General features: G+C 69.6%; 19 protein-coding genes and 1 riboswitch. Of the genes, 4 read left to right on the forward strand and 15 right to left on the reverse strand.

Annotated features, from left to right (window positions below; all coding sequences use genetic code 11):
- Positions 1 to 35 precede the first annotated feature (35 nt).
- The 9 genes from gcvP to BLT64_RS05940 all read right to left on the reverse strand — a co-directional run bounded on the left by gcvP (position 36) and on the right by BLT64_RS05940 (position 9871).
- Positions 36 to 2864 carry an aminomethyl-transferring glycine dehydrogenase gene (gcvP, locus tag BLT64_RS05900; RefSeq protein ID WP_011748629.1) on the reverse strand — a complete coding sequence of 943 codons (2829 nt, stop codon included), beginning with the start codon at positions 2862 to 2864 and terminating at the stop codon, positions 36 to 38.
- 159 nt (positions 2865 to 3023) lie between these two features.
- Complete coding sequence (gene gcvH / locus BLT64_RS05905) at positions 3024 to 3380, reverse strand: glycine cleavage system protein GcvH (protein ID WP_011748630.1); 357 nt, start codon at positions 3378 to 3380, stop codon at positions 3024 to 3026.
- 10 nt (positions 3381 to 3390) lie between these two features.
- Positions 3391 to 4503: a glycine cleavage system aminomethyltransferase GcvT gene (gcvT, locus tag BLT64_RS05910; RefSeq protein ID WP_011748631.1), complete on the reverse strand. Its 1113-nt coding sequence runs from the start codon at positions 4501 to 4503 to the stop codon at positions 3391 to 3393.
- 133 nt (positions 4504 to 4636) lie between these two features.
- A riboswitch (glycine riboswitch) is annotated at positions 4637 to 4725 on the reverse strand.
- Between the two features lie 54 nt (positions 4726 to 4779).
- Positions 4780 to 5562: an SDR family oxidoreductase gene (locus tag BLT64_RS05915; protein WP_011748632.1), complete on the reverse strand. Its 783-nt coding sequence runs from the start codon at positions 5560 to 5562 to the stop codon at positions 4780 to 4782.
- Between the two features lie 58 nt (positions 5563 to 5620).
- The gene (locus tag BLT64_RS05920; protein ID WP_011748633.1) at positions 5621 to 5959 is read right to left on the reverse strand and encodes a hypothetical protein; all 339 of its coding nucleotides are present in this window, start codon (positions 5957 to 5959) and stop codon (positions 5621 to 5623) included.
- Positions 5956 to 6570 (reverse strand): hypothetical protein, encoded by a 615-nt coding sequence (locus tag BLT64_RS05925; protein ID WP_011748634.1) that lies wholly within the window; start codon positions 6568 to 6570, stop codon positions 5956 to 5958. Before BLT64_RS05925 ends, BLT64_RS05920 begins: the two co-directional genes overlap by 4 nt.
- Before the next feature lie 83 nt (positions 6571 to 6653).
- A complete protein-coding gene (locus BLT64_RS05930; RefSeq protein WP_011748635.1) occupies positions 6654 to 7979 on the reverse strand; it encodes an ATP-binding response regulator in 1326 nt (441 codons plus the stop codon).
- A gap of 3 nt (positions 7980 to 7982) precedes the next feature.
- Positions 7983 to 9164, reverse strand: coding sequence for an FIST N-terminal domain-containing protein (locus BLT64_RS05935; RefSeq protein WP_011748636.1), 1182 nt, complete (start codon positions 9162 to 9164; stop codon positions 7983 to 7985).
- Entirely contained in the window at positions 9161 to 9871 is a 711-nt protein-coding gene (locus BLT64_RS05940) for a response regulator transcription factor (RefSeq protein ID WP_011748637.1), read from the reverse strand. Before BLT64_RS05940 ends, BLT64_RS05935 begins: the two co-directional genes overlap by 4 nt.
- Positions 9872 to 10059: 188 nt before the next feature.
- Between BLT64_RS05940 and BLT64_RS05945 the strand changes: the two genes are divergently transcribed.
- From BLT64_RS05945 to BLT64_RS05955, 3 genes are read left to right on the forward strand one after another with little or no spacing between them, the layout of a single operon-like run.
- A complete protein-coding gene (locus BLT64_RS05945; RefSeq protein ID WP_011748638.1) occupies positions 10060 to 11049 on the forward strand; it encodes an ABC transporter substrate-binding protein in 990 nt (329 codons plus the stop codon).
- A 7-nt stretch (positions 11050 to 11056) separates the two neighbouring features.
- Positions 11057 to 11839 carry an ABC transporter permease gene (locus tag BLT64_RS05950; protein WP_011748639.1) on the forward strand — a complete coding sequence of 261 codons (783 nt, stop codon included), beginning with the start codon at positions 11057 to 11059 and terminating at the stop codon, positions 11837 to 11839.
- Complete coding sequence (locus tag BLT64_RS05955; protein ID WP_011748640.1) at positions 11829 to 12419, forward strand: ATP-binding cassette domain-containing protein; 591 nt, start codon at positions 11829 to 11831, stop codon at positions 12417 to 12419. Before BLT64_RS05950 ends, BLT64_RS05955 begins: the two co-directional genes overlap by 11 nt.
- Here BLT64_RS05955 and BLT64_RS05960 read toward each other — a convergent pair.
- From BLT64_RS05960 to pqqA, 6 genes are all read right to left on the reverse strand, one after another.
- Positions 12407 to 13177 carry a quinoprotein dehydrogenase-associated SoxYZ-like carrier gene (locus BLT64_RS05960; protein ID WP_011748641.1) on the reverse strand — a complete coding sequence of 257 codons (771 nt, stop codon included), beginning with the start codon at positions 13175 to 13177 and terminating at the stop codon, positions 12407 to 12409. The two genes, BLT64_RS05955 and BLT64_RS05960, sit on opposite strands and share 13 nt — an antisense overlap.
- Positions 13174 to 14310, reverse strand: a complete 1137-nt coding sequence (gene pqqE / locus BLT64_RS05965; protein ID WP_011748642.1) for a pyrroloquinoline quinone biosynthesis protein PqqE — start codon at positions 14308 to 14310, stop codon at positions 13174 to 13176. The genes BLT64_RS05960 and pqqE overlap by 4 nt, the downstream gene beginning before the upstream one ends.
- The gene (pqqD, locus tag BLT64_RS05970; protein WP_011748643.1) at positions 14307 to 14615 is read right to left on the reverse strand and encodes a pyrroloquinoline quinone biosynthesis peptide chaperone PqqD; all 309 of its coding nucleotides are present in this window, start codon (positions 14613 to 14615) and stop codon (positions 14307 to 14309) included. The genes pqqE and pqqD overlap by 4 nt, the downstream gene beginning before the upstream one ends.
- The gene (gene pqqC, locus BLT64_RS05975) at positions 14612 to 15406 is read right to left on the reverse strand and encodes a pyrroloquinoline-quinone synthase PqqC (protein ID WP_011748644.1); all 795 of its coding nucleotides are present in this window, start codon (positions 15404 to 15406) and stop codon (positions 14612 to 14614) included. The genes pqqD and pqqC overlap by 4 nt, the downstream gene beginning before the upstream one ends.
- On the reverse strand, positions 15403 to 16293 hold the full coding sequence (gene pqqB, locus BLT64_RS05980) for a pyrroloquinoline quinone biosynthesis protein PqqB (protein WP_011748645.1): 891 nt from the start codon (positions 16291 to 16293) through the stop codon (positions 15403 to 15405). Before pqqB ends, pqqC begins: the two co-directional genes overlap by 4 nt.
- Before the next feature lie 66 nt (positions 16294 to 16359).
- The gene (pqqA, locus tag BLT64_RS05985; protein WP_024843519.1) at positions 16360 to 16452 is read right to left on the reverse strand and encodes a pyrroloquinoline quinone precursor peptide PqqA; all 93 of its coding nucleotides are present in this window, start codon (positions 16450 to 16452) and stop codon (positions 16360 to 16362) included.
- 139 nt (positions 16453 to 16591) lie between these two features.
- Between pqqA and BLT64_RS05990 the strand changes: the two genes are divergently transcribed.
- The gene (locus BLT64_RS05990; RefSeq protein WP_011748646.1) at positions 16592 to 17647 is read left to right on the forward strand and encodes a quinoprotein relay system zinc metallohydrolase 2; all 1056 of its coding nucleotides are present in this window, start codon (positions 16592 to 16594) and stop codon (positions 17645 to 17647) included.
- Positions 17648 to 17659 lie beyond the last annotated feature (12 nt).

A 17659-nucleotide genomic window follows, 5' to 3' on the forward strand; every position in this document is an offset into this window, starting at 1 on the left:
AAGACCCCCGCCCCATGCAGGCGGGGGCAGGTGCATCATTCGGCCGCTTCGGCATAATCCTCGACCGGAGGACAGGTGCAGACCAGGTTGCGGTCGCCATAGGCATTGTCCACGCGCCCGACCGGCGGCCAGTATTTGTCCACGCGGAAGGCCCCGGGCGGGAAGCAGCCCTGCTCGCGCGAATAGGCGCGGTCCCAATCGGCGACCAGGTCCTCGACCGTGTGCGGCGCGTGGCGCAGGGGCGAGGCCTCGGCGCCGATCCGGCCCTCGGCGATCTCGGTGATCTCGTCGCGGATCGCCAGGAAGGCGGTGATCAGCCGGTCGATCTCGGCCTTGGTCTCCGATTCGGTCGGCTCGACCATCAGCGTGCCGGCGACCGGCCAGCTCATGGTCGGGGCGTGGAAGCCGTTGTCGATCAACCGCTTGGCGATGTCGTCCACGGTCACGCCATGCTCCTGGAAAGGTCGCGTATCCAGGATGCATTCATGCGCCACCCGGCCGCGATTGCCCATGAACAGCACCGGATAGGCCCCGGCCAGCCGGCTGGCGATATAGTTCGCGTTCAGGATCGCGACGCGCGTCGCCTGCGTCAGCCCCGCGCCGCCCATCATCAGGATATAGGCCCAGGAGATCAGAAGGATCGAGGCCGAGCCCCAGGGCGCCGCCGAAACCGCGCCCGAGCCCTCGCGCGGGTCGGCGGGCAGGAAGGGCGCCAGGTGCGCCTTGACCCCGATCGGTCCCATGCCGGGACCGCCGCCGCCATGCGGGATGGCAAAGGTCTTGTGCAGGTTCAGGTGGCTGACATCGCCGCCGATCTCGCCCGGCCGCACCAGCCCGACCAGCGCGTTCATGTTGGCGCCGTCGATATAGACCTGGCCGCCGTGATCGTGGGCGATGCGGCAGACCTCGCGCACGGTGTCCTCGAAGACGCCATGGGTCGAGGGATAGGTGATCATCACCGCCGCCAGCCTGTCGCCGGCCTTCGCGGCCTTGTCGGCGAAATCCTCCAGGTCGATATCGCCGTTCGGGGCCGATTTCACCACCACGACCTTCATGCCCGCCATCTGCGCGCTGGCCGGGTTGGTGCCATGCGCGCTGACGGGGATCAGGCAGATGTCGCGGTCCTCGCCGCGCGACTTGTGATAGGCGGCGATGGTCAGAAGCCCCGCATATTCCCCCTGCGCGCCGCTGTTCGGCTGCAGCGAGAACGCGTCGTAGCCGGTGATCGCGCACAGCTTTTCGGTCAGGTCGGCAAAGACCTCGTGATAGCCGGCGGCCTGGTCCTCGGGCGCAAAGGGATGCAGCGCGCCGAACTCGGGCCAGGTGATCGGCATCATCTCGGCCGCCGCGTTCAGCTTCATCGTGCAGGAACCCAGCGGGATCATCGCCCGGTCCAGCGCCAGGTCGCGGTCCGAGAGGCGGCGCATATAGCGCATCATCTCGGATTCCGCCCGGTTCATGTGAAAGACCGGGTGCGTCAGGTAATCGCTTTCGCGGATCAGCGCCTCGGGGATGGCCGGCGCCTTGGCCGGCTCGGCCGGATCGGTGATGCCGAAGGCATCCAGCACCCGCGCGATCACGTCCGCATCGGTAGTCTCGTCGACCGAAATGCCGACCCGGTCGCGCCCGACCTTGCGCAGGTTGATGCCGCGATGGCGCGCGGCGGCCAGAATCCCCGCCTGCCCCACGCCGACCCGTACCGTGATGGTGTCGAAAAAGGCATCGGACTGGACCTCGGCCCCGGCGGCACGCAGCGCATCGGCCAGCGTCGCCGCGTTCAGATGCACCCGCTGGGCGATGGCACGCAGGCCCACCGGCCCGTGGAACACGGCGTAAAAGCCGGCCATCACCGCCAGAAGCGCCTGCGCGGTGCAGACGTTCGAGGTCGCCTTCTCGCGCCGGATATGCTGTTCGCGCGTCTGCAGCGACAGCCGATAGGCCCGGTTGCCCTTGGCATCGACCGAAACGCCGACGATGCGGCCCGGCATGGCGCGCTTCATCTCGTCGCGGCAGGCCATGAAGCCGGCATGCGGCCCGCCATAGCCCATGGGCACGCCGAAGCGCTGCGCCGAGCCGATGGCGATGTCGGCGCCCATCGCACCCGGCTCCTTCAGCACGCAAAGCGCCAGCAGGTCGGTCGCCATGATCGCCACGGCGCCCGCCGCGTGCAGAGCCGCGATCTCGGCTGCATAATCCCGAACCTCGCCGAAAGTGCCCGGATACTGGAAGATCGCACCGAAGACCTGCGAGGGGTCGCATTCCAAGCCGCGGACGATCTCGATGCCCAGGGGCTCGGCGCGGGTCTCGATCACGGCGATGGTCTGGGGATGCAGGTTCTCGCTGACGAAGAACGCGCGGGCTTTGGACTTCGCCACGCGTTGCGCCATGGCCATCGCCTCGGCTGCGGCGGTCGCCTCGTCCAGCAGGCTGGCATTGGCCACCGGCAGCCCGGTCAGGTCGGCGACCATGGTCTGGAAGTTCAGCAGCGCCTCCAGCCGGCCCTGGGCGATCTCGGGCTGATAGGGGGTATAGGCGGTGTACCAGGCCGGGTTTTCCAGGATGTTGCGCTGGATCGCCGGCGGCGTCACGGTGCCGTAATAGCCCTGCCCGATCAGGCTGGTCATCACCTGGTTCTTCGCCGCCACCTCGCGCATGCGCTGCAAAAGCGCCGCCTCGGACAGCGCCGGCCAGTCCAGGGATTCGGACTGCCGGATGCTTGCCGGCACGGTCTGGCCGATCAGGTCCTCCAGCGTTTCGGCGCCCACGACCTTCAGCATTGCCGCCATCTCGGCCGGGGAAGGCCCGATGTGACGGCGATTGGCGAAATCGTCGGGGTTATAGTCGGTCGGGGTCCATTTACCCATCACTGGCCTCGATGCGTCAGAATGTTCACAAGCATTGCCTTCGGGATCGCACGGGCCGGGAATGTCCCCGCCCTGTCTTTTTCCGTTTTCCAAATACCCTCGGGGGGTCCGGGGGGCGAAGCGCCCCCGGCTTCCGCCGGGCCGCAAGGCCCGGCAGCTTCAGCCAACCAGCGCCTGATAGCCCGCCTCGTCCATGAAGCCGGACAGGTCGACCGAGGCCGGCTTGATGCGAAAGAACCAGGCCGCCATCGGATCCTCGTTCACCGCGCCGGGCGCGTCGGGCAGCGCCTCGTTGACGGCGGTGATCACGCCGGCGACCGGCGCCACGATGTCCGAGGCCGCCTTGACCGATTCGATCACCACGATCTCCTCGCCCGCCTCGACCTCGCGCCCGACCTCGGGCAATTCGATGAAGACGACATCGCCCAGCTGCTCGCTGGCATGGGCGGTGATGCCGACGACGATCTCGTCGCCGTCCTGTTTCAGCCATTCGTGGTCTTCGGTGTATTTCAGCATGCCTGGCCTCTCAGCGCTTGTAGCTCGGTTTGTGGAAGGGAAGCGGAGTAATCGTCACCGGAATGCGCTTGCCGCGCAACTCGGCCCAGAGCGTCGCACCGGGCGCAAGCCCCGCGGGCAGGACCGCCATGGCGACAGGTCCGCCGACCGAGGGGCCGAAGCCGCCCGAGCAGACCTTGCCCAGACCCGCGCCGCCCTCGGCCGCGTCGAAGATCCCGACCCCCTCGCGAATCGGGGCGCGGCCCTCGGGGCGCAGGCCCATCCGGCTGCGCGCAGGACCTGCGGCCAACTCGTCCAGGATGACGTCGGCGCCGGGAAAACCGCCCTCGCGTGCGCCGCCGGTACGGCGGACCTTGGGGATCGACCAGCCCAGCCCGGCCTCGCCCGGCAGGGTGCGGGCGTCCATGTCATGGCCGTAAAGCGGCATCCCCGCCTCCAGCCGCAGGCTGTCGCGGGCGCCCAGCCCGATGGGGGCGACCTCGGGCTCGGCCAGCAGCGCCTCGGCGAAGGCGACCACCCGATCCTCGGGCACGGAAATCTCGAATCCGTCCTCGCCGGTATAGCCCGAGCGGCTGACCCAAAGCGTCACGCCCTGCCAGTCGAACTCGGCCACGTCCATGAATTTCATCGCCTGCGCGCCGGGAACCAGCCGCGCCAGCACCGCCTCGGCCTCGGGACCCTGCAGCGCCAGAAGACCGCGATCCGTCACCGGCTCGACCAAGATGCCCTGCGCCTCCAGCTGGCGCAGATGGGCGATGTCCTGCTCGGCGCAGGCGGCGTTCACCACCAGAAGCAGGTGGTCGCCCTTGTTGGCGATCATCAGGTCGTCGAGAATGCCGCCCTCGGCATTGGTGAACAGCCCGTAGCGTTGCCGCCCCTCGGCCAGCCCGGTGATATCGGCGGGCACCAGCCCCTCCAGCGCCTCGGCCGCACCCGGGCCGCGCAGGATCACCTGGCCCATGTGGCTGACATCGAACAGCCCGGCATGGCTGCGGGTATGCAGGTGCTCGTTCAGCACGCCCATCGGATATTGCACCGGCATCTCCCAGCCGGCAAAGGGCACCATCTTCGCGCCGCGCGCGAGGTGCAGGTCATATAGCGTCGTGCGCCGAAACTCGGCCATGGGCATCCCCCTTGTCTGCGGACGGACCAATCCCGGCCGCTGCGATGCCCCCTCTGTCCCTACCCCGAAACGGGGGCGCCTGAGATCGTTATCCCTTCGGCGGGCGGCGCAAGCCGCCTCTCTCCAGAGCGTTCGGCGGAAAACGGTCCCTTTGCCTGAGAGATTCCCGGGGCGGTTGCTCCTTCGGCCCTGGCTTGCGCCAATGTCTCCCGATTTCCGACCTTTGTCGTAGCCGGGCGGCGGCGTTCTGGCAAGGGCCTTCTGCCGCCCGGATTTTCAAACCGAGACGTTCAGCGCGCCCCCGTCCAGCAGGATATTCTGCCCGACCATGAACCGCGCCTGCTGGCTGCACAGGAAGGCGCAGGCGGCGCCGAAATCCTCGGGGCGGCCATAGCTGCGGGTCGGGATCGTCGCCTCGCGGCGCCGGCGGGCTTCGTCCAGGCCGATGCCCTCGGCCTTGGCCACCCCCGAATCGAGGCTCACGGCGCGGTCGGTGGCATGGATGCCGGGCAAGAGGTTGTTCACCACCACGCCATGCGGCGCCACCTGCCGCGACATGCCGGCGACAAAGCCGGTCAACCCGGCGCGCGCGGTGTTCGACAGGCCCAGCACCGCAATGGGCGAGCGCACGGATTGCGAGGTGATGTTGACCACCCTGCCCCAGCCGCGTTCCATCATGCCGGGCACCAGCGCCTGCATCAGCGCGATGGCGGTCAGCATGTTGGCGTCGATGGCCTTGATGAAATCCTCGCGCGACCAGTCGGTCCAGGTGCCGGGCGGCGGGCCGCCGGCATTGTTGACCAGGATGTCGGCCTGGCCGCCCAACGCCTCCAGCACAGCAGCGCGGCCTTCCCCGGTGGTGATGTCGGCGGCGACCGGCGTAACCGCCACCCCGTGCCGTGCCGCGATCTCCTGCGCCGTGGCCTCCAGCGCCTCGGCGCCGCGGGCGTTGACCACCAGATCGACCCCCGCCTCGGCCAGCGCCTCGGCGCAGGCGCGGCCCAGCCCCTTCGACGCGGCGCAGACAAGACCCTTCTTGCCCCTGATCCCCAGATCCATGGCTTCCCTCCTGTTCAGCTTGCCGCCAAGGAAGCGCGGGGCGCGCGGATTGTCCAGTTCAGAAGCAGAGGATCTCGGCCTCGGCCTCGGCGCGGCGGAAATTGGCGACGATGTCGTTGACAGCGATGCCCTGACGGAAAATGCCCGCCCGCTCGCCGGCGGTCTGGCGCATGGCCAGCACCGTCTCGGCCTTGACGTAATCGTCATAGGACAGGATCTCGGCGATCTGGTCGATGGCGCAGCTGCACCGCTCCAGCATCTCGCGGGTCTGGCCGTTCGTCGCCATGCAGACGAAGACGTAATCGGCCCGCGCATTGGTCGGATAGTCGTTTATCGCCTGAGCCCCGGCCATGCCGGCCGAAAGCACGAGCGCCGCCGTCAGGGTTGCCCGGATCATTTCAACACCATTTCGCTGTGATAGGCCGGCCGTCCGCCCGAAAGCGGGCCGGTTTCGGCCAGCATCCGGCGGATCGGCCGCCCCGGATCGTCCAGGGTGAAGCGCAGTTCCAGCGTGTCGAAGCCGGCCATGCGCCCGCGATTCTCGTCCTGCGCAAAGGGCACGAAGACGGCGACGGTCGCCTCGCCCTCATGCCGAATCTCGCCGCTGCGGAACAGCGCATCCTTCAGCCGGTTGCGGATATAGAACGGGCTGCCCCCGGTCAACGCCGCCATGTCCCGCGCGGTGGTTTCCAGAAAGAAGGTCAGCGCCGGATCGCCGCCCGAGACCGGAAACGGGCCGATCTTGCGTGTGGTCCGAGGGGTCTTTTCGGTCAGCTCCAGCGCCGGCTGGCCGTGCGGGGCATCGGTGGCCGCGCCCAGCGAAACGGTGCCCTCGCCCAGCGGCGCAAAGCCTTCGGCCTGGGGGCCGGTCTGGTGCAGCATCCAGACCAGCGGTCCCTGCGACAGATCCCATGGCCCGCGCTGGGCAAAGACCAGATCGCCCGCCTCGCCCGCCCAAAGCGGGCCGGCCAGCAATCCGATCAGCGCAAGGCCACGCAAGATTCTCATCCCGGTCCTTCCTCCCTGTTTGCGACCCTGCCCCCGCAAGGGCCACGGCGAAAGCCCGCCGCCGGCTGTTTCGTGCTTTGGTCTTAGGCCAGCATCTGCTGCAGCATGGCCTGCAAGTCCTCGGGGCGCACCGGCTTTTCCAGCACAGGCACGCCCATCTTCTGGCAGGCGCCGCCCAGTTCCGGCGCGCGCCGGGCCGAGACCACGATGGCCGGCACCGCCTGCCCCGCCGCCTTGCGCAGCGCCTCGATGGCCTGCAGGCCGGTATCGCCGTTGTCGAGGTTATAGTCGGCGATCACCACGTCCGGCGGCTCGTCGCCCATCTGCGCCAATGCCTCGGCGATGCCGCCCGAGACGCGGGCCACCATGCCCAGCTTGTCCCGCAACACCAGTTGCAGGGCGCGGCGCATGGCGTCGTCGTTCTCGACCACCAGCGCCACCCGGCCGCGCAGGTGCGGACCCTGGCCGGCGCCCTCGGGTCGCACGGCCTCGCCCCCCGGCGCGACCAGCGGCAGGCTGACGCGAAAGACGGTGCCGCGCCCCGGCTCGCTGTCCATGGCGATGGGATGGCCCAGCTTGGCGCAGGCGCGGCGCACGATGGAAAGGCCCAGCCCCATGCCCGGCGCCCCGCCCTCGCGGCCGATGCGCTGGAACTCGTCGAAGATGCGCGCGCGGTCGGGCGCGGCGATGCCGATGCCGGTGTCGTATATCTCCAGCCAGGCCCGTTCGCCGCGTTTGCGCACGCCGACCAGCACACCGCCGCGATCGGTGTATTTGATCGCGTTCGAGACGAGGTTCTGCGCGATCCGCCGCAGAAAGGTCGGATCGCTTTCCACCATCGCCGTGGTCGGCGCAAAGCTGAGCCGCAACTCCTTGGCCTCGGCCATGGGGGCATATTCGATGGCGAGGCGGCGGAACAGCCCGCCCAGATCGACGGGCTTGCGCTGGAACTCGATGCGCTGGCTGTCCAGCCGCGAGATGTCCAGCACCGCGTGCATCAACTCCTCGACCGATTCGAACGCGCCCGACAGCCGGTCGGTCAATTCGCGCTGCAACGGGTCGAGCGAGGTGTCCTTCAGCGCCGACAGGAACAGTTTCGCCGCCGACAGGGGCTGCAGCAGGTCATGGCTCGCCGCGCGCAGGAAGCGGGTCTTGGAGCGGTTCGCCTCTTCGGCCGAGGCGCGGGCGACGGCCAGTTCGCGGTTGCGTTCGGAAAGGTCGGCCAGCGCCTGCTCCAGCTCGCGGGTGCGGACCTGCACCTCCTGCTCCAGCGCGACGGCGGCCTGGAACATGGACCAGGCCGAACCGCGGCTTTCCTCCAGCCGGTCGATGCGCTCGACCAGCACATCGGCGATGCGCGTCAGCTTTTCGACCCGCCGGGCGGGGGGATCGTCGTCGCGCAGGAACATGGTTCAACCCGGCTCGGGCGGCATCAGCGCCATGCCGACGAAGGTCTGGTTCACATGCATGCCGCTGTGCTGCTCGCCATAGGTATTGAAGCCTGCGACACGATAGCGTGCCAGCAGTTCGGACATCTGCCCGTCCATGCCGGCGCGTTCCAGCGCCAGCCGCCGCAGCACGCAATCGAAGCCCAGCACCATCAGCGGCGGGCGCGGCAGCGCGTCCAGAGCCTCGGCAAAGCCGCGCGTCATGTCCATCGCCCGGCCCAGCGTCAGGATGTTGCCGGCCTCGATCCCCGAAAGAAGCTGCAAGCCGCCCTCGGGCGTGATCGCGCGGATGGCGCGGACGTGGTGGCGCTTGCCGGTGCGCAAAAGCAGCGGGTGGCGGGCGAATTCCGTCGGCGTCAGCGCCTCGACGGGTATCCCCGCCAGCAGGGCGTATTCCTGCGCCGCCGGCTCGCCGTTCAGCTCCATGATGACGCGGTTGTGGCGGTCGGCGGCCGTCACCACGGCACGGCGGTCGGTCGGGCTGAAATGCTGGAACGAGACCTCGGCCGCCGCCAGATCGGTCTCGACCAGCAGAAACAGCGCCGCACCGGGATGCTCCGCACCGTCGACCATCTGGCAGGTCGGGCCGAACCGCATGCCCTCGGCGCTGGAGCCGCCGACGATCGGCAGGCCGGGGATCGCCGCATCCAGCGTCGCGGTCAGCACGTCCTCCTGGCGGGCCAGCGCATCGGCCAGCAGCACGCCAAAGCTGGAGCGGCGCAGGTCGGGGCGGAAATCGGCGTGAAAGCGGCGCAGGGTGGACATCCATTCCGACACCGGCACCAGCGCCTGGTCGCGCAGCACGCAGACGCCGACCCGGAAGCTGGCCGAGGGAAATCCCAGCGCCGTCACCGTCTGCGCGCAATAGCCGCGGGGGCCGATCTCGCCCACCGAGGAACAGCCGACGACGCGGCAGCCCTCGCCCAGCACCTCGCGCAGCGCAGCGCCCAATGCCGGCAGCCCCTCGGTCGGCATGCCGAACAGCAGCACCAGCGCCGGCCGCAAGGGCGCCATGGCATCGGCGATGCGCCGGGCGGTATCCGCGCCGGCGGCGGGCACCGAGACGGCGATGGGCGCGGGCGGCAGCACGACCGGCCGCGCCTCGGACCGTGCGCCGGGCCAGGGTTCGGGCAAGGCCGCGCTCATGCCGGTTCGAACAGCCTGACGCTATTGGCCAGAAGCACCGCCTGGGTGCGGCGGCGGGCGTTGATCTTGGACATGATCGCGGTGATGTGGGTCTTGACCGTCGCCTCGGCGATGGACAGCTCGTAGCTGATCTCCTTGTTCGCCTTGCCCTGGCAGATCAGCCGCAGGATCTTCATCTGCTGCGGCGTCAGCGTGGCGAAGCGGCGGGCCAGTTCGGCCCGGGCCGCATCCTCTTCGCCGGCATGTTCGGGCTGGTAGCTGTCGGGCGTCACCCGCTCGCCCTCCCACATACGGCGCAGGCTGTCCACCAGCGCCTCGCGGCCCAGCGACTTGCTGATATATCCCTGTGCCCCGGCCGCCATCGCGGCCGAGATCATGGCGTTCTCCAGGTCGGCCGAGATCATGGTGATCGGCACGTCCGGGATCTGGCGACGCAACGTCACCAGCCCTTCGGCGCCCCTGGCGTCGGGCAGGTTCAGGTCCAGGATCACCGCATCCGGCGCGCCCTGGTTTCGGATCTGCTCTTGCGCGGCGGCAAGGCTGCGGGCGGTGCGCACGTTCCTGAGCCCGAAGCTGATCTTCAGCGTCAGGGCCAGGGCGTCGCACATCAGCGGATGGTCGTCCACGATCAGGATTTCGCGGACGCGATCGGCGGAAAGCCTTGGCGATGCGACGCGGTCTTGCGACTGCATTTCGGCTGAGGCCATCGTTCTCCTCCCAAAGAAACGATAGTGGGCCGGGCGGTGGCGCACCGGCCTCTATGGGTCCATTCTAAGACCCCCGCCCGCCGGCGCAAGCCCGTTGGACGACGGACCCGGATTGCGGCTACGACTTCGGTTGTATTGGCCGAAAATCGGGCACATGTCACTTTCACCTGGTCCAAGCGGAGGCCACCATGAAAATCAGCCGCAGAATCACCCTGCTGGCCGGAGCCGCGGCACTTGCCGGGCTGGCGCTGCCCGCCCATCCGCAAGGCACGGCCCAGGCCCCCGCGATCCGCATCGGCACGCTGGAGAACGGCACCGTCAACTGGGAGATCGAGACGATCCGCAGCCGCGGGTTCGACACCGCGAACGGCTTTCGGCTGGTGCCGACGATCCTGGCAGGCAATCCCGCCACCCAGGTCGCCATGCAGGGCGGAGAGGTCGACACCATCGTCTCGGACTGGCTGTGGGTGGCGCAGCAGCGGGCGCGCGGCACGGGCTTTCGCTTCCTGCCCTATTCGACCGCCGTGGGGGGCGTGATGGTCCCCGCCGGCAGCATCGTGCAGTCGCTGGCCGATCTTCGCGGCAAAAGGATCGGCATCGCCGGCGGCCCGGTCGATAAAAGCTGGCTGATCCTGCGCGCCTGGTCGCGCGAGAAGCTGGGCGAGGATCTGGCCGATGCGACGCAGCAGGTCTTCGGCGCCCCGCCGATGATCCTGAACGCCGCCGAGACCGGCGAGGTCGATGCCGCGATCAACTTCTGGCACTTCCAGGCCAGGATGGCGGCGCGCGGCATGCGCGAGATCATGTCGGTCGAGACGGCGGCCGGCGATCTGGGCCTCGACCCCTCGACGCCGCTTCTGGGCTATGTGCTGCGCGACGACTGGATCGCGGCCAATCCGGCTCTGGCCGGGGGGTTGGCGCGCGCATCCCGCGCCGCCAAGGAACTGCTGGCCCGCGATGATGCCGCCTGGGAAGAGCTGCGCCCGATCATGGAGGCCGCCGACGATGCCGAGTTCCAGGCGCTGAGGGCCGGCTGGCGCGCCGGCATCCCCGCCCCCGGCCCGGTCGATGCGACCAATGCGCAAAGGATGTTCGCCACCATGGCCGAGCTTGGCGGCGAGGAACTGACCGGCGGCGTCGCCACACTGCCCGAGGGCCTGTTCTGGTGGCCGGAGTGATCCCGTCTTGACCGAAGCCCCCAAGCCCCCTTCGCTGCGACCCGGCCTGGTGCCGGGGGTGCTGTCGATCCTTGCCATGCTGCTGGTCTGGACGCTGGCCTCGCAACTGACCGACCGGCCTCAGACCCTGCCCGCGCCCTGGGAGGTCGCCGCCCGCATCATGCGCCTGGGCGCCAGCGGAGAGTTATGGTTCAACGCCGGCATGACGCTGTTCCGGGTCGTCGCCAGCTTTGCGCTGGCCATGGCGGCGGGCATGGCGCTGGGGCTGTGGATGGGCCGCAGCCGCGGGGCCGACCAATGGCTGAACCCGGGCCTCATCATCCTGCTGAACGTGCCGGCGCTGGTAGTGATCGTGCTGTGCTATATCTGGATCGGGCTGAACGAGACCGCCGCCATCCTGGCCGTGGCGCTGAACAAGATCCCGGTGGTCACGGTGATGATCCGCGAGGGCACGCGGGCGCTGCGCCCCGACCTGGACGACATGGCGCGCGCCTTTCGCATGCGGCCCTGGGCGCGGCTGCGCCATGTCGTGCTGCCGCAACTGGCGCCGCATGTCGCCGCCTCGGCCCGGGCCGGCATCTCGCTGATCTGGAAGATCGTGCTGGTGGTCGAGTTCCTGGGCCGCTCGAACGGCGTCGGCTTCAAGATCCACCTGCTGTTTTCCAGTTTCGACGTCGAGGGGGTGCTGGCCTGGGCGCTGGCCTTCGTCGCGGTCATGCTGGCCATCGACCTCATCCTGCTGCGGCCCTGGGAATCGCGCGCCAACCGCTGGAGGCAGGATGCGGCTTGAACTGGAAGCCAAGTCCTTCGGCCCGCGCCAGGTGCTGGGGCCACTGACGCTCTCGGTCGCGCGGGGCGAGCGGCTGGCGATCCTCGGCCCCTCGGGCATCGGGAAATCGACGCTGCTGCGCATCCTGGCCGGTCTCGACGCGGGGTATCGCGGCCAGCTCGACAGCGCCGACCGCCTGGCCGTGGTGTTCCAGGAGCCGGTGCTGCTGCCCTGGCGCGATGCGATCGCCAACATCGCCATTCCGACCGGCCGCGACGCGGCCACCGCGCGCGACTGGCTGGCGCAGGTCGGACTGGCGGGGCATGAGACGAAATTCCCGCGCCAGCTTTCGCTGGGCCAGCAGCGGCGGCTGGCCCTGGCCCGCGCCTTTGCCGCCGGACCGGACATATTGCTGATGGACGAGCCCTTTGCCTCGCTGGATGCCGGGACGGCGGCACGAATGCTGGCCTTGACCGACGCGCTGCTGGATCGCAGCGGCGCCGGGCTGGTGCTGGTCACGCATGACCCGGCCGAGGCCGCAGCGCTGAAAGCCCACGCCCTGCACCTGACCGGCGATCCGGCGCGGCTTCAGAAGGACTGATCCCAGACCCGGCCCTCGGTATCCTCGGCATGGACCGTCACCGGCCCCTCGCCCGGCACATGGGCAAAGCGGAACACCGGATCTTCGGAGATCGAGATCCCGGCCTCCATGGTGAACAGCGGCGCCTCGCCCTGCTTCACCTCCAGCGTCTGGATGAACTCGGCGGGAATGGTCAGCAGCGTCACCTGATCGCGTTGCAGGCCCGAGAAATTCGGATGCCGGATCATCAGCGTGCCGACCTGGCGCCCATCCCCTTCGGTCTGGCGAAAGCGCATCTCGCCCATGGTGGCGCGCACCTCGTCCATGCTTTTGCCCGCTGGCGCCGCGCAGCCGCCCGAGGCTTTCACGAAGCGCCCGGCCATGACCTTGCGCCCATCCTCCAGCGTGGCGATGGCGCGCAGGTCGGAATAGCTGTCCACCCGCACCCGAACCTCGAAATCCAGGGGCATCAATGCCTCGCCGAATGTGAACTCGGCCGCCACCGGCGCGGGATTGCCGTCCACCACCAGCGCCAGCGCACGGATCGCGGGAGCGCCGGGCGGCTGGGTGATGCGCACCGGCACCAACGCCGGATTGTCGGCGCGCGGCGGCGCGTCGAGGTCGAAGATCGCCGGGTCGACCGGCGGCTCGTCATCCGTGCCGATCACCGCCAAACGCATGTCGTCCCACAGGGCCGAGGGCTGCATGGGATTCGCCACCTCGCCCGCCAGCGCCGCCGGGGCCAGCATCGATGCGAAAAGCAGGCAGGCCAGTCTCATCCCCGCTTCTCCCTTGTCATGCGGCGATAGACCAGCACGGTCGAATCGCTGGCCGCCTCGGCCTCGGCCGCGGCGCGCAGCCGGGCATGCAGGCCAGAGCGCGAACAGACCGGATCGGTGGCCCGGGCATCGCCCGCCAGCGCCATGGCCTGGCAGCGGCAGCCGCCGAAGTCGATCTCGCGCCGCTCGCAAGAGGCGCAGGGCTCGGGCATCCAGCCGGTGCCGCGAAAGGCGTTGAAGGCCGCGCCGTCGTGCCAGATCCGGGCCAGCGGCACCTCGCGCACGTTCTCGAACGCCAGCCCCTTGATGGTCTGGGCGGCATGGCAGGGCAGCACGGTGCCGTCCGGTGCGACGTTCAGCCCGGTCGAGCCCCAGCCGCCCATGCAGCTTTTCGGGAACGCCGCCAGATGGTCGGCGGGCACATAGTCGATGACCATGCGGCCCTGCAGGCGCCGGCGGGCCTCGTCCACCACCTCGCGTGCGCGGGTCGCCTGGGCCTGGGTCGGCATCAGCGGCCGGCGGTTCAGGTCGGCCCAGCCGTGGAACTGCACGGTCGCGACCTCGATGCGCCGGCAGCCCAGTTCTTCGGCCAGGTCGATCATCTCGGGCAGCCGGTCCAGGTTCTGGCGATGCACCACCGCATTCAGCGTCATCGGAAAGCCGATGGCGCGGGACCATTGCGCCACCTGCATCTTGCGCGCGAAGCTGCCGCCATAGCCGCTGATCCAGTCGGCCATCTCGGCGTCGATGCCTTGCAGGGACAGCTGGATGTGATCGACCACGCCGTCCAGTTCGCGCAGCCGCGCCTCGGTCAGCCCGATCCCCGAAGTGATGAGGTTGACGTAAAGCCCGGCATCGCGTGCCGAGGCGGCGATCTCGGCCAGGTCGCGGCGCGAGGCGGGCTCGCCGCCCGACAGATGCACCTGCAGCACGCCCAGGCCGGCGGCCTGCCGGAACACCTCGGCCCATTCCGCCGCCTTCAGCTCGGCGCTGGCGCGGGTCAGCTCGACCGGGTTCGAGCAATAGGGGCAGGCCAGCGGGCAGCGATGCGTCAGTTCCGCCAGCATGGCCATGGGCAGGCCGACGCGGACCGGGTTGCCGTCTATGTCGCGGGGGGCGGGATCGTCTCTCATGCCGGCCCCCCGGCCTCACCGTCCAGGAACACCATGCGCCGGTCCATCAGGTCGCGCAGGAATTCCTGCACGTCGCCCTCGATCTGCTCGGGCGGCGCGTCGTAGCGGGTGCAAAGCGTCTCGATCACCTCGGCCAGGCTGCGCTTGCCGTCCAGTTCCGACAGGATCGCATGGCCCACCGGGTCGAGCTGGATCACCCGCTCGGGCGCCAGCAGCACGCGGATGCCGCGCACGCGGTCGTCATGCAGCCGCACGCCCCGCGGCAGATAGGGCACCGCGGCCCCGCTGATGCGATCCGCGCTCATGAGGCACCCGCGGCCTCGGGCGCCGGCTCGGGGATCGCCGCGTCCAGAAGCCCCTCGCCCGGACGCCAGGCGCCGGGGGGTATGTTGCCCTGCACATAGCCGTGCCACAGCGCGTCGAGCTGCGCCCACAGCACGTCGGTCTTGAAGACCAGCGCCGCCGCCGCTGCATCCTGCCTTTCCAGCGTATCGGCACGGTCCAGAACATAGTTCAGGCCGAATTCGACATCCTTCGGCGCCTCGCTCAGCCGGTTGCGGAAATAGGCGAGGCTGACGTCGTCGGCGAAATCGTAATGCTTCAGCAGCCCCTCGATGCGCTCGGCATGGATCCTGGGCGCGAACATCTCGGTCAGGCTGGCGGCCACGGCATCCAGCAGCGGCATGTCGCGCACGAAGCGGACATAGGCATCGACGGCAAAGCGGGTCGCGGGCATCACGCCCGCGCCGCTGGCGACGTAATCGGGGTCGAGGCCGACCGCCCGGGCCAGCGCCAGCCAGCGCCGGATGCCGCCGCCCTGATCGACGCCACCGTCGTGATCCTCGATGCGGCTACGCCAGATACGGCGCAGCTGCGGATCCTCGACCCGCGACAGGAAGGCCGCGTCCTTCATCGGAATGCGCGACTGGTATTGCCAGCGGTTGACGACCCAGGCCCGCACCTCGTCGGGCGTGCATTCCCCGCCATGCAGGCGTTTGTGGAACGGGTGGCGGTCGTGATAGCGCTCGGCGCCGATGCGCTTCAGGCGCTCGTGGAACTCGGCGCGGGTCTGGACGCGGTGGTCGGCAAGTTTCATGGCGCGATCTCCATACCGTCATGGCCGATCTGCCAGCCCGCCGCCTGCGCCATCGCACGCTCGGGGCTGGCCGGATCGACCAGCGGGTTCGAATTGTTCAGATGCACATAGATGCGGGCACCAAGCGCCAGGTCGCGCAGCCCCTCCAGGCTGCCGTCGGGGCCTGATACCGGCACATGCCCCATGCGCCGCCCGGTCTTGGCTCCAAGGCCGGCGCGGACCATTTCGTCATCCGTCCACAGCGTGCCGTCGAACAGCAGCGCATCCGCGCCCGAGATCCGTTCGCACAGCCAGTCGGGAACCGAGGCGCAGCCGGGGATATAGAAGACCCGCCGCCCCTCGGCAGCCAGTTCGACGCCCACGGTCTGCTCGCCCATCAGGTCGGTCTCGACCTGCTCGCCCTCCATGTAGAGCGGCACCTTGCCCGGCACGGCGAAAAGCCGCGCGACAAGGCCGGGCGCCAGCTCGAAGCTTTCCTCCAGCGCCAGCTCGCGCCGGGCGACCAACCGGGGGTCCAGCGCGGCAAGCATCGGATTGGCGGCCAGCACGGCATGGATGGCGGGGGTCGCGAACAGGTCGAACCCCTGCCCCTCGCGCAGGGTCAGCAGGCCCGCGACATGGTCGATATCGCCGTTGGTCACCAGCACCGAGCGGATCGGAGAGCCGCGCAGCCCCCCGGGCCGCAGCGCCGGCGTCGCGGCCAGCTGCTGGCGCAGGTCGGGCGAGGCGTTGACCAGCGCCCAGTCCCGGCCATTCGCAGAGACGGCAATCCCGCTTTGGCTCATGGCGGGAATGCGTCCTGCGCGCGCGGCCTCGCAGTTGCGGCAACCACAGTTCCACTGCGGCACGCCACCGCCGGCGCCGCTGCCGAGAATCACGATACGCATGGGAAAGGCTCCGGCAGGCCCGGCCCCCGGCTGCCGGGGACCGGGCCGGGGAATATCGCCGGCGGGTTAGAACAGAACCGGCTCGTCCTCGGCCGGGGCATACATGTTGATTTCCATGCCGCAGGCGATTTCCTTCGGCGCGGGTTTGGTCCAGGCCATGAGTCCTCCTCCTCAAGGTCACCGCATGAATGCGGCTGTTTCGATGCTAAGCCGCTTGGGCGTTCAGTCAACACGCCAAAGGTCGTAGATGGCACGGGTCGCGGGCTTGTGTTAGCCTTGCCGCGCGAAAGGAAAGCGGATGTTCCATCTGGTCCTTGCCGCCTGCCTGGCGGCCCAGCCCGCCACCTGCCAGCCCCGCCTGCTGCCTGCCGGCGACGCCCCCACGCGCGAGGATTGCGAGGCGCGCGCCGCGCCCGTCGCCCGCGACTGGCTGGCCCGGCATCCGCAACTGACCGGCGACGGGCCGCGCTGCGTCGAAACCGCCGCACTGCCCGCCCTGACCGTGCAGGAGGCGGCGCCGGGCGTCCATGTGCATCAGGGCGCGATGGCGCAGATCTCGCCGCAGAACCGCGGGCGGATCGCCAACCTGTCCTTCGTCATCGGCGAGACGGTGGCGGTGATCGACGCCGGCGGCAGCCGCGCCGAGGGCGAAGCGCTTTACGCCGCGATCCGGCAGGTGACCGACAGGCCGATAAGCCACCTGATCCTGACCCATATGCATCCCGACCACATCCTGGGCGCCGAGGTGTTTTCCGAAGCCGGCGCCACCATCGTCGCCGATGCCCGCCTGCCCGAAGCGGTGGCGCGGCGGGCGGAAAGCTGGATGGCCTCGGTCCCGCGCCAGATCGGCGCGGCGGCCTTTGCCGGCACGAGGATCGCCTCGGTGGACCAGACCGTCGATTCCCCGCAGGCGCTGTCGCTGGGCGACCGGCAGTTGCGGCTGACGCCGGTCGCCTCGGCCCATACCGGCAGCGACATGACCGTTCTGGACGAAGAGACCGCCACGCTGTTCACCGGCGACCTGGTGTTCCTGGGCCTGACGCCCTCGCTCGACGGCTCGCTTGCGGGCTGGCTCGACTGGATCGCCGCGCCGCCCGACCCCGAGCCGGCGCTGATCGTGCCCGGCCATGGCCCGGTCGTGGAAAGCTGGGACGAGGCGGTCACGCCCCAGCGCCAATACCTGACCGCGCTGCGCGACGCCACGCGCGAGGCGATCGGCGCCGGCCTGCCGCTGTCGCAGGCGATCCCGGCCATCGTCGCGGCGATGCAGCCGGTCTCGGAAGGCTGGGCCGATTTCCGCAGCACCACCGCGCGCAATGCCGCCGCGGCCTATGCGCAACTGGAATGGGAATAGATTGCCTCGCCC

The sequence above is a fragment of the Paracoccus denitrificans genome (genome assembly GCF_900100045.1).
GTDB lineage: Bacteria > Pseudomonadota > Alphaproteobacteria > Rhodobacterales > Rhodobacteraceae > Paracoccus > Paracoccus denitrificans.

Bases quoted from the DNA above. Each gene is read 5' to 3' on its own strand.
- BLT64_RS05945 (WP_011748638.1), top strand. From the start codon at position 10,060: ATGAAAATCAGCCGCAGAATCACCCTGCTGGCCGGAGCCGCGGCACTT.
- pqqC (WP_011748644.1), bottom strand. From the start codon at position 15,406: ATGAAACTTGCCGACCACCGCGTCCAGACCCGCGCCGAGTTCCACGAG.
- BLT64_RS05990 (WP_011748646.1), top strand. From the start codon at position 16,592: ATGTTCCATCTGGTCCTTGCCGCCTGCCTGGCGGCCCAGCCCGCCACC.
- BLT64_RS05940 (WP_011748637.1), bottom strand. From the start codon at position 9,871: ATGGCCTCAGCCGAAATGCAGTCGCAAGACCGCGTCGCATCGCCAAGG.
- BLT64_RS05920 (WP_011748633.1), bottom strand. From the start codon at position 5,959: ATGATCCGGGCAACCCTGACGGCGGCGCTCGTGCTTTCGGCCGGCATG.
- pqqB (WP_011748645.1), bottom strand. From the start codon at position 16,293: ATGCGTATCGTGATTCTCGGCAGCGGCGCCGGCGGTGGCGTGCCGCAG.
- BLT64_RS05925 (WP_011748634.1), bottom strand. From the start codon at position 6,570: ATGAGAATCTTGCGTGGCCTTGCGCTGATCGGATTGCTGGCCGGCCCG.
- BLT64_RS05955 (WP_011748640.1), top strand. From the start codon at position 11,829: ATGCGGCTTGAACTGGAAGCCAAGTCCTTCGGCCCGCGCCAGGTGCTG.
- gcvP (WP_011748629.1), bottom strand. From the start codon at position 2,864: ATGGGTAAATGGACCCCGACCGACTATAACCCCGACGATTTCGCCAAT.
- gcvH (WP_011748630.1), bottom strand. From the start codon at position 3,380: ATGCTGAAATACACCGAAGACCACGAATGGCTGAAACAGGACGGCGAC.
- BLT64_RS05930 (WP_011748635.1), bottom strand. From the start codon at position 7,979: ATGTTCCTGCGCGACGACGATCCCCCCGCCCGGCGGGTCGAAAAGCTG.
- pqqA (WP_024843519.1), bottom strand. From the start codon at position 16,452: ATGGCCTGGACCAAACCCGCGCCGAAGGAAATCGCCTGCGGCATGGAA.
- BLT64_RS05935 (WP_011748636.1), bottom strand. From the start codon at position 9,164: ATGAGCGCGGCCTTGCCCGAACCCTGGCCCGGCGCACGGTCCGAGGCG.
- BLT64_RS05915 (WP_011748632.1), bottom strand. From the start codon at position 5,562: ATGGATCTGGGGATCAGGGGCAAGAAGGGTCTTGTCTGCGCCGCGTCG.
- BLT64_RS05960 (WP_011748641.1), bottom strand. From the start codon at position 13,177: ATGAGACTGGCCTGCCTGCTTTTCGCATCGATGCTGGCCCCGGCGGCG.
- pqqD (WP_011748643.1), bottom strand. From the start codon at position 14,615: ATGAGCGCGGATCGCATCAGCGGGGCCGCGGTGCCCTATCTGCCGCGG.
- pqqE (WP_011748642.1), bottom strand. From the start codon at position 14,310: ATGAGAGACGATCCCGCCCCCCGCGACATAGACGGCAACCCGGTCCGC.
- gcvT (WP_011748631.1), bottom strand. From the start codon at position 4,503: ATGGCCGAGTTTCGGCGCACGACGCTATATGACCTGCACCTCGCGCGC.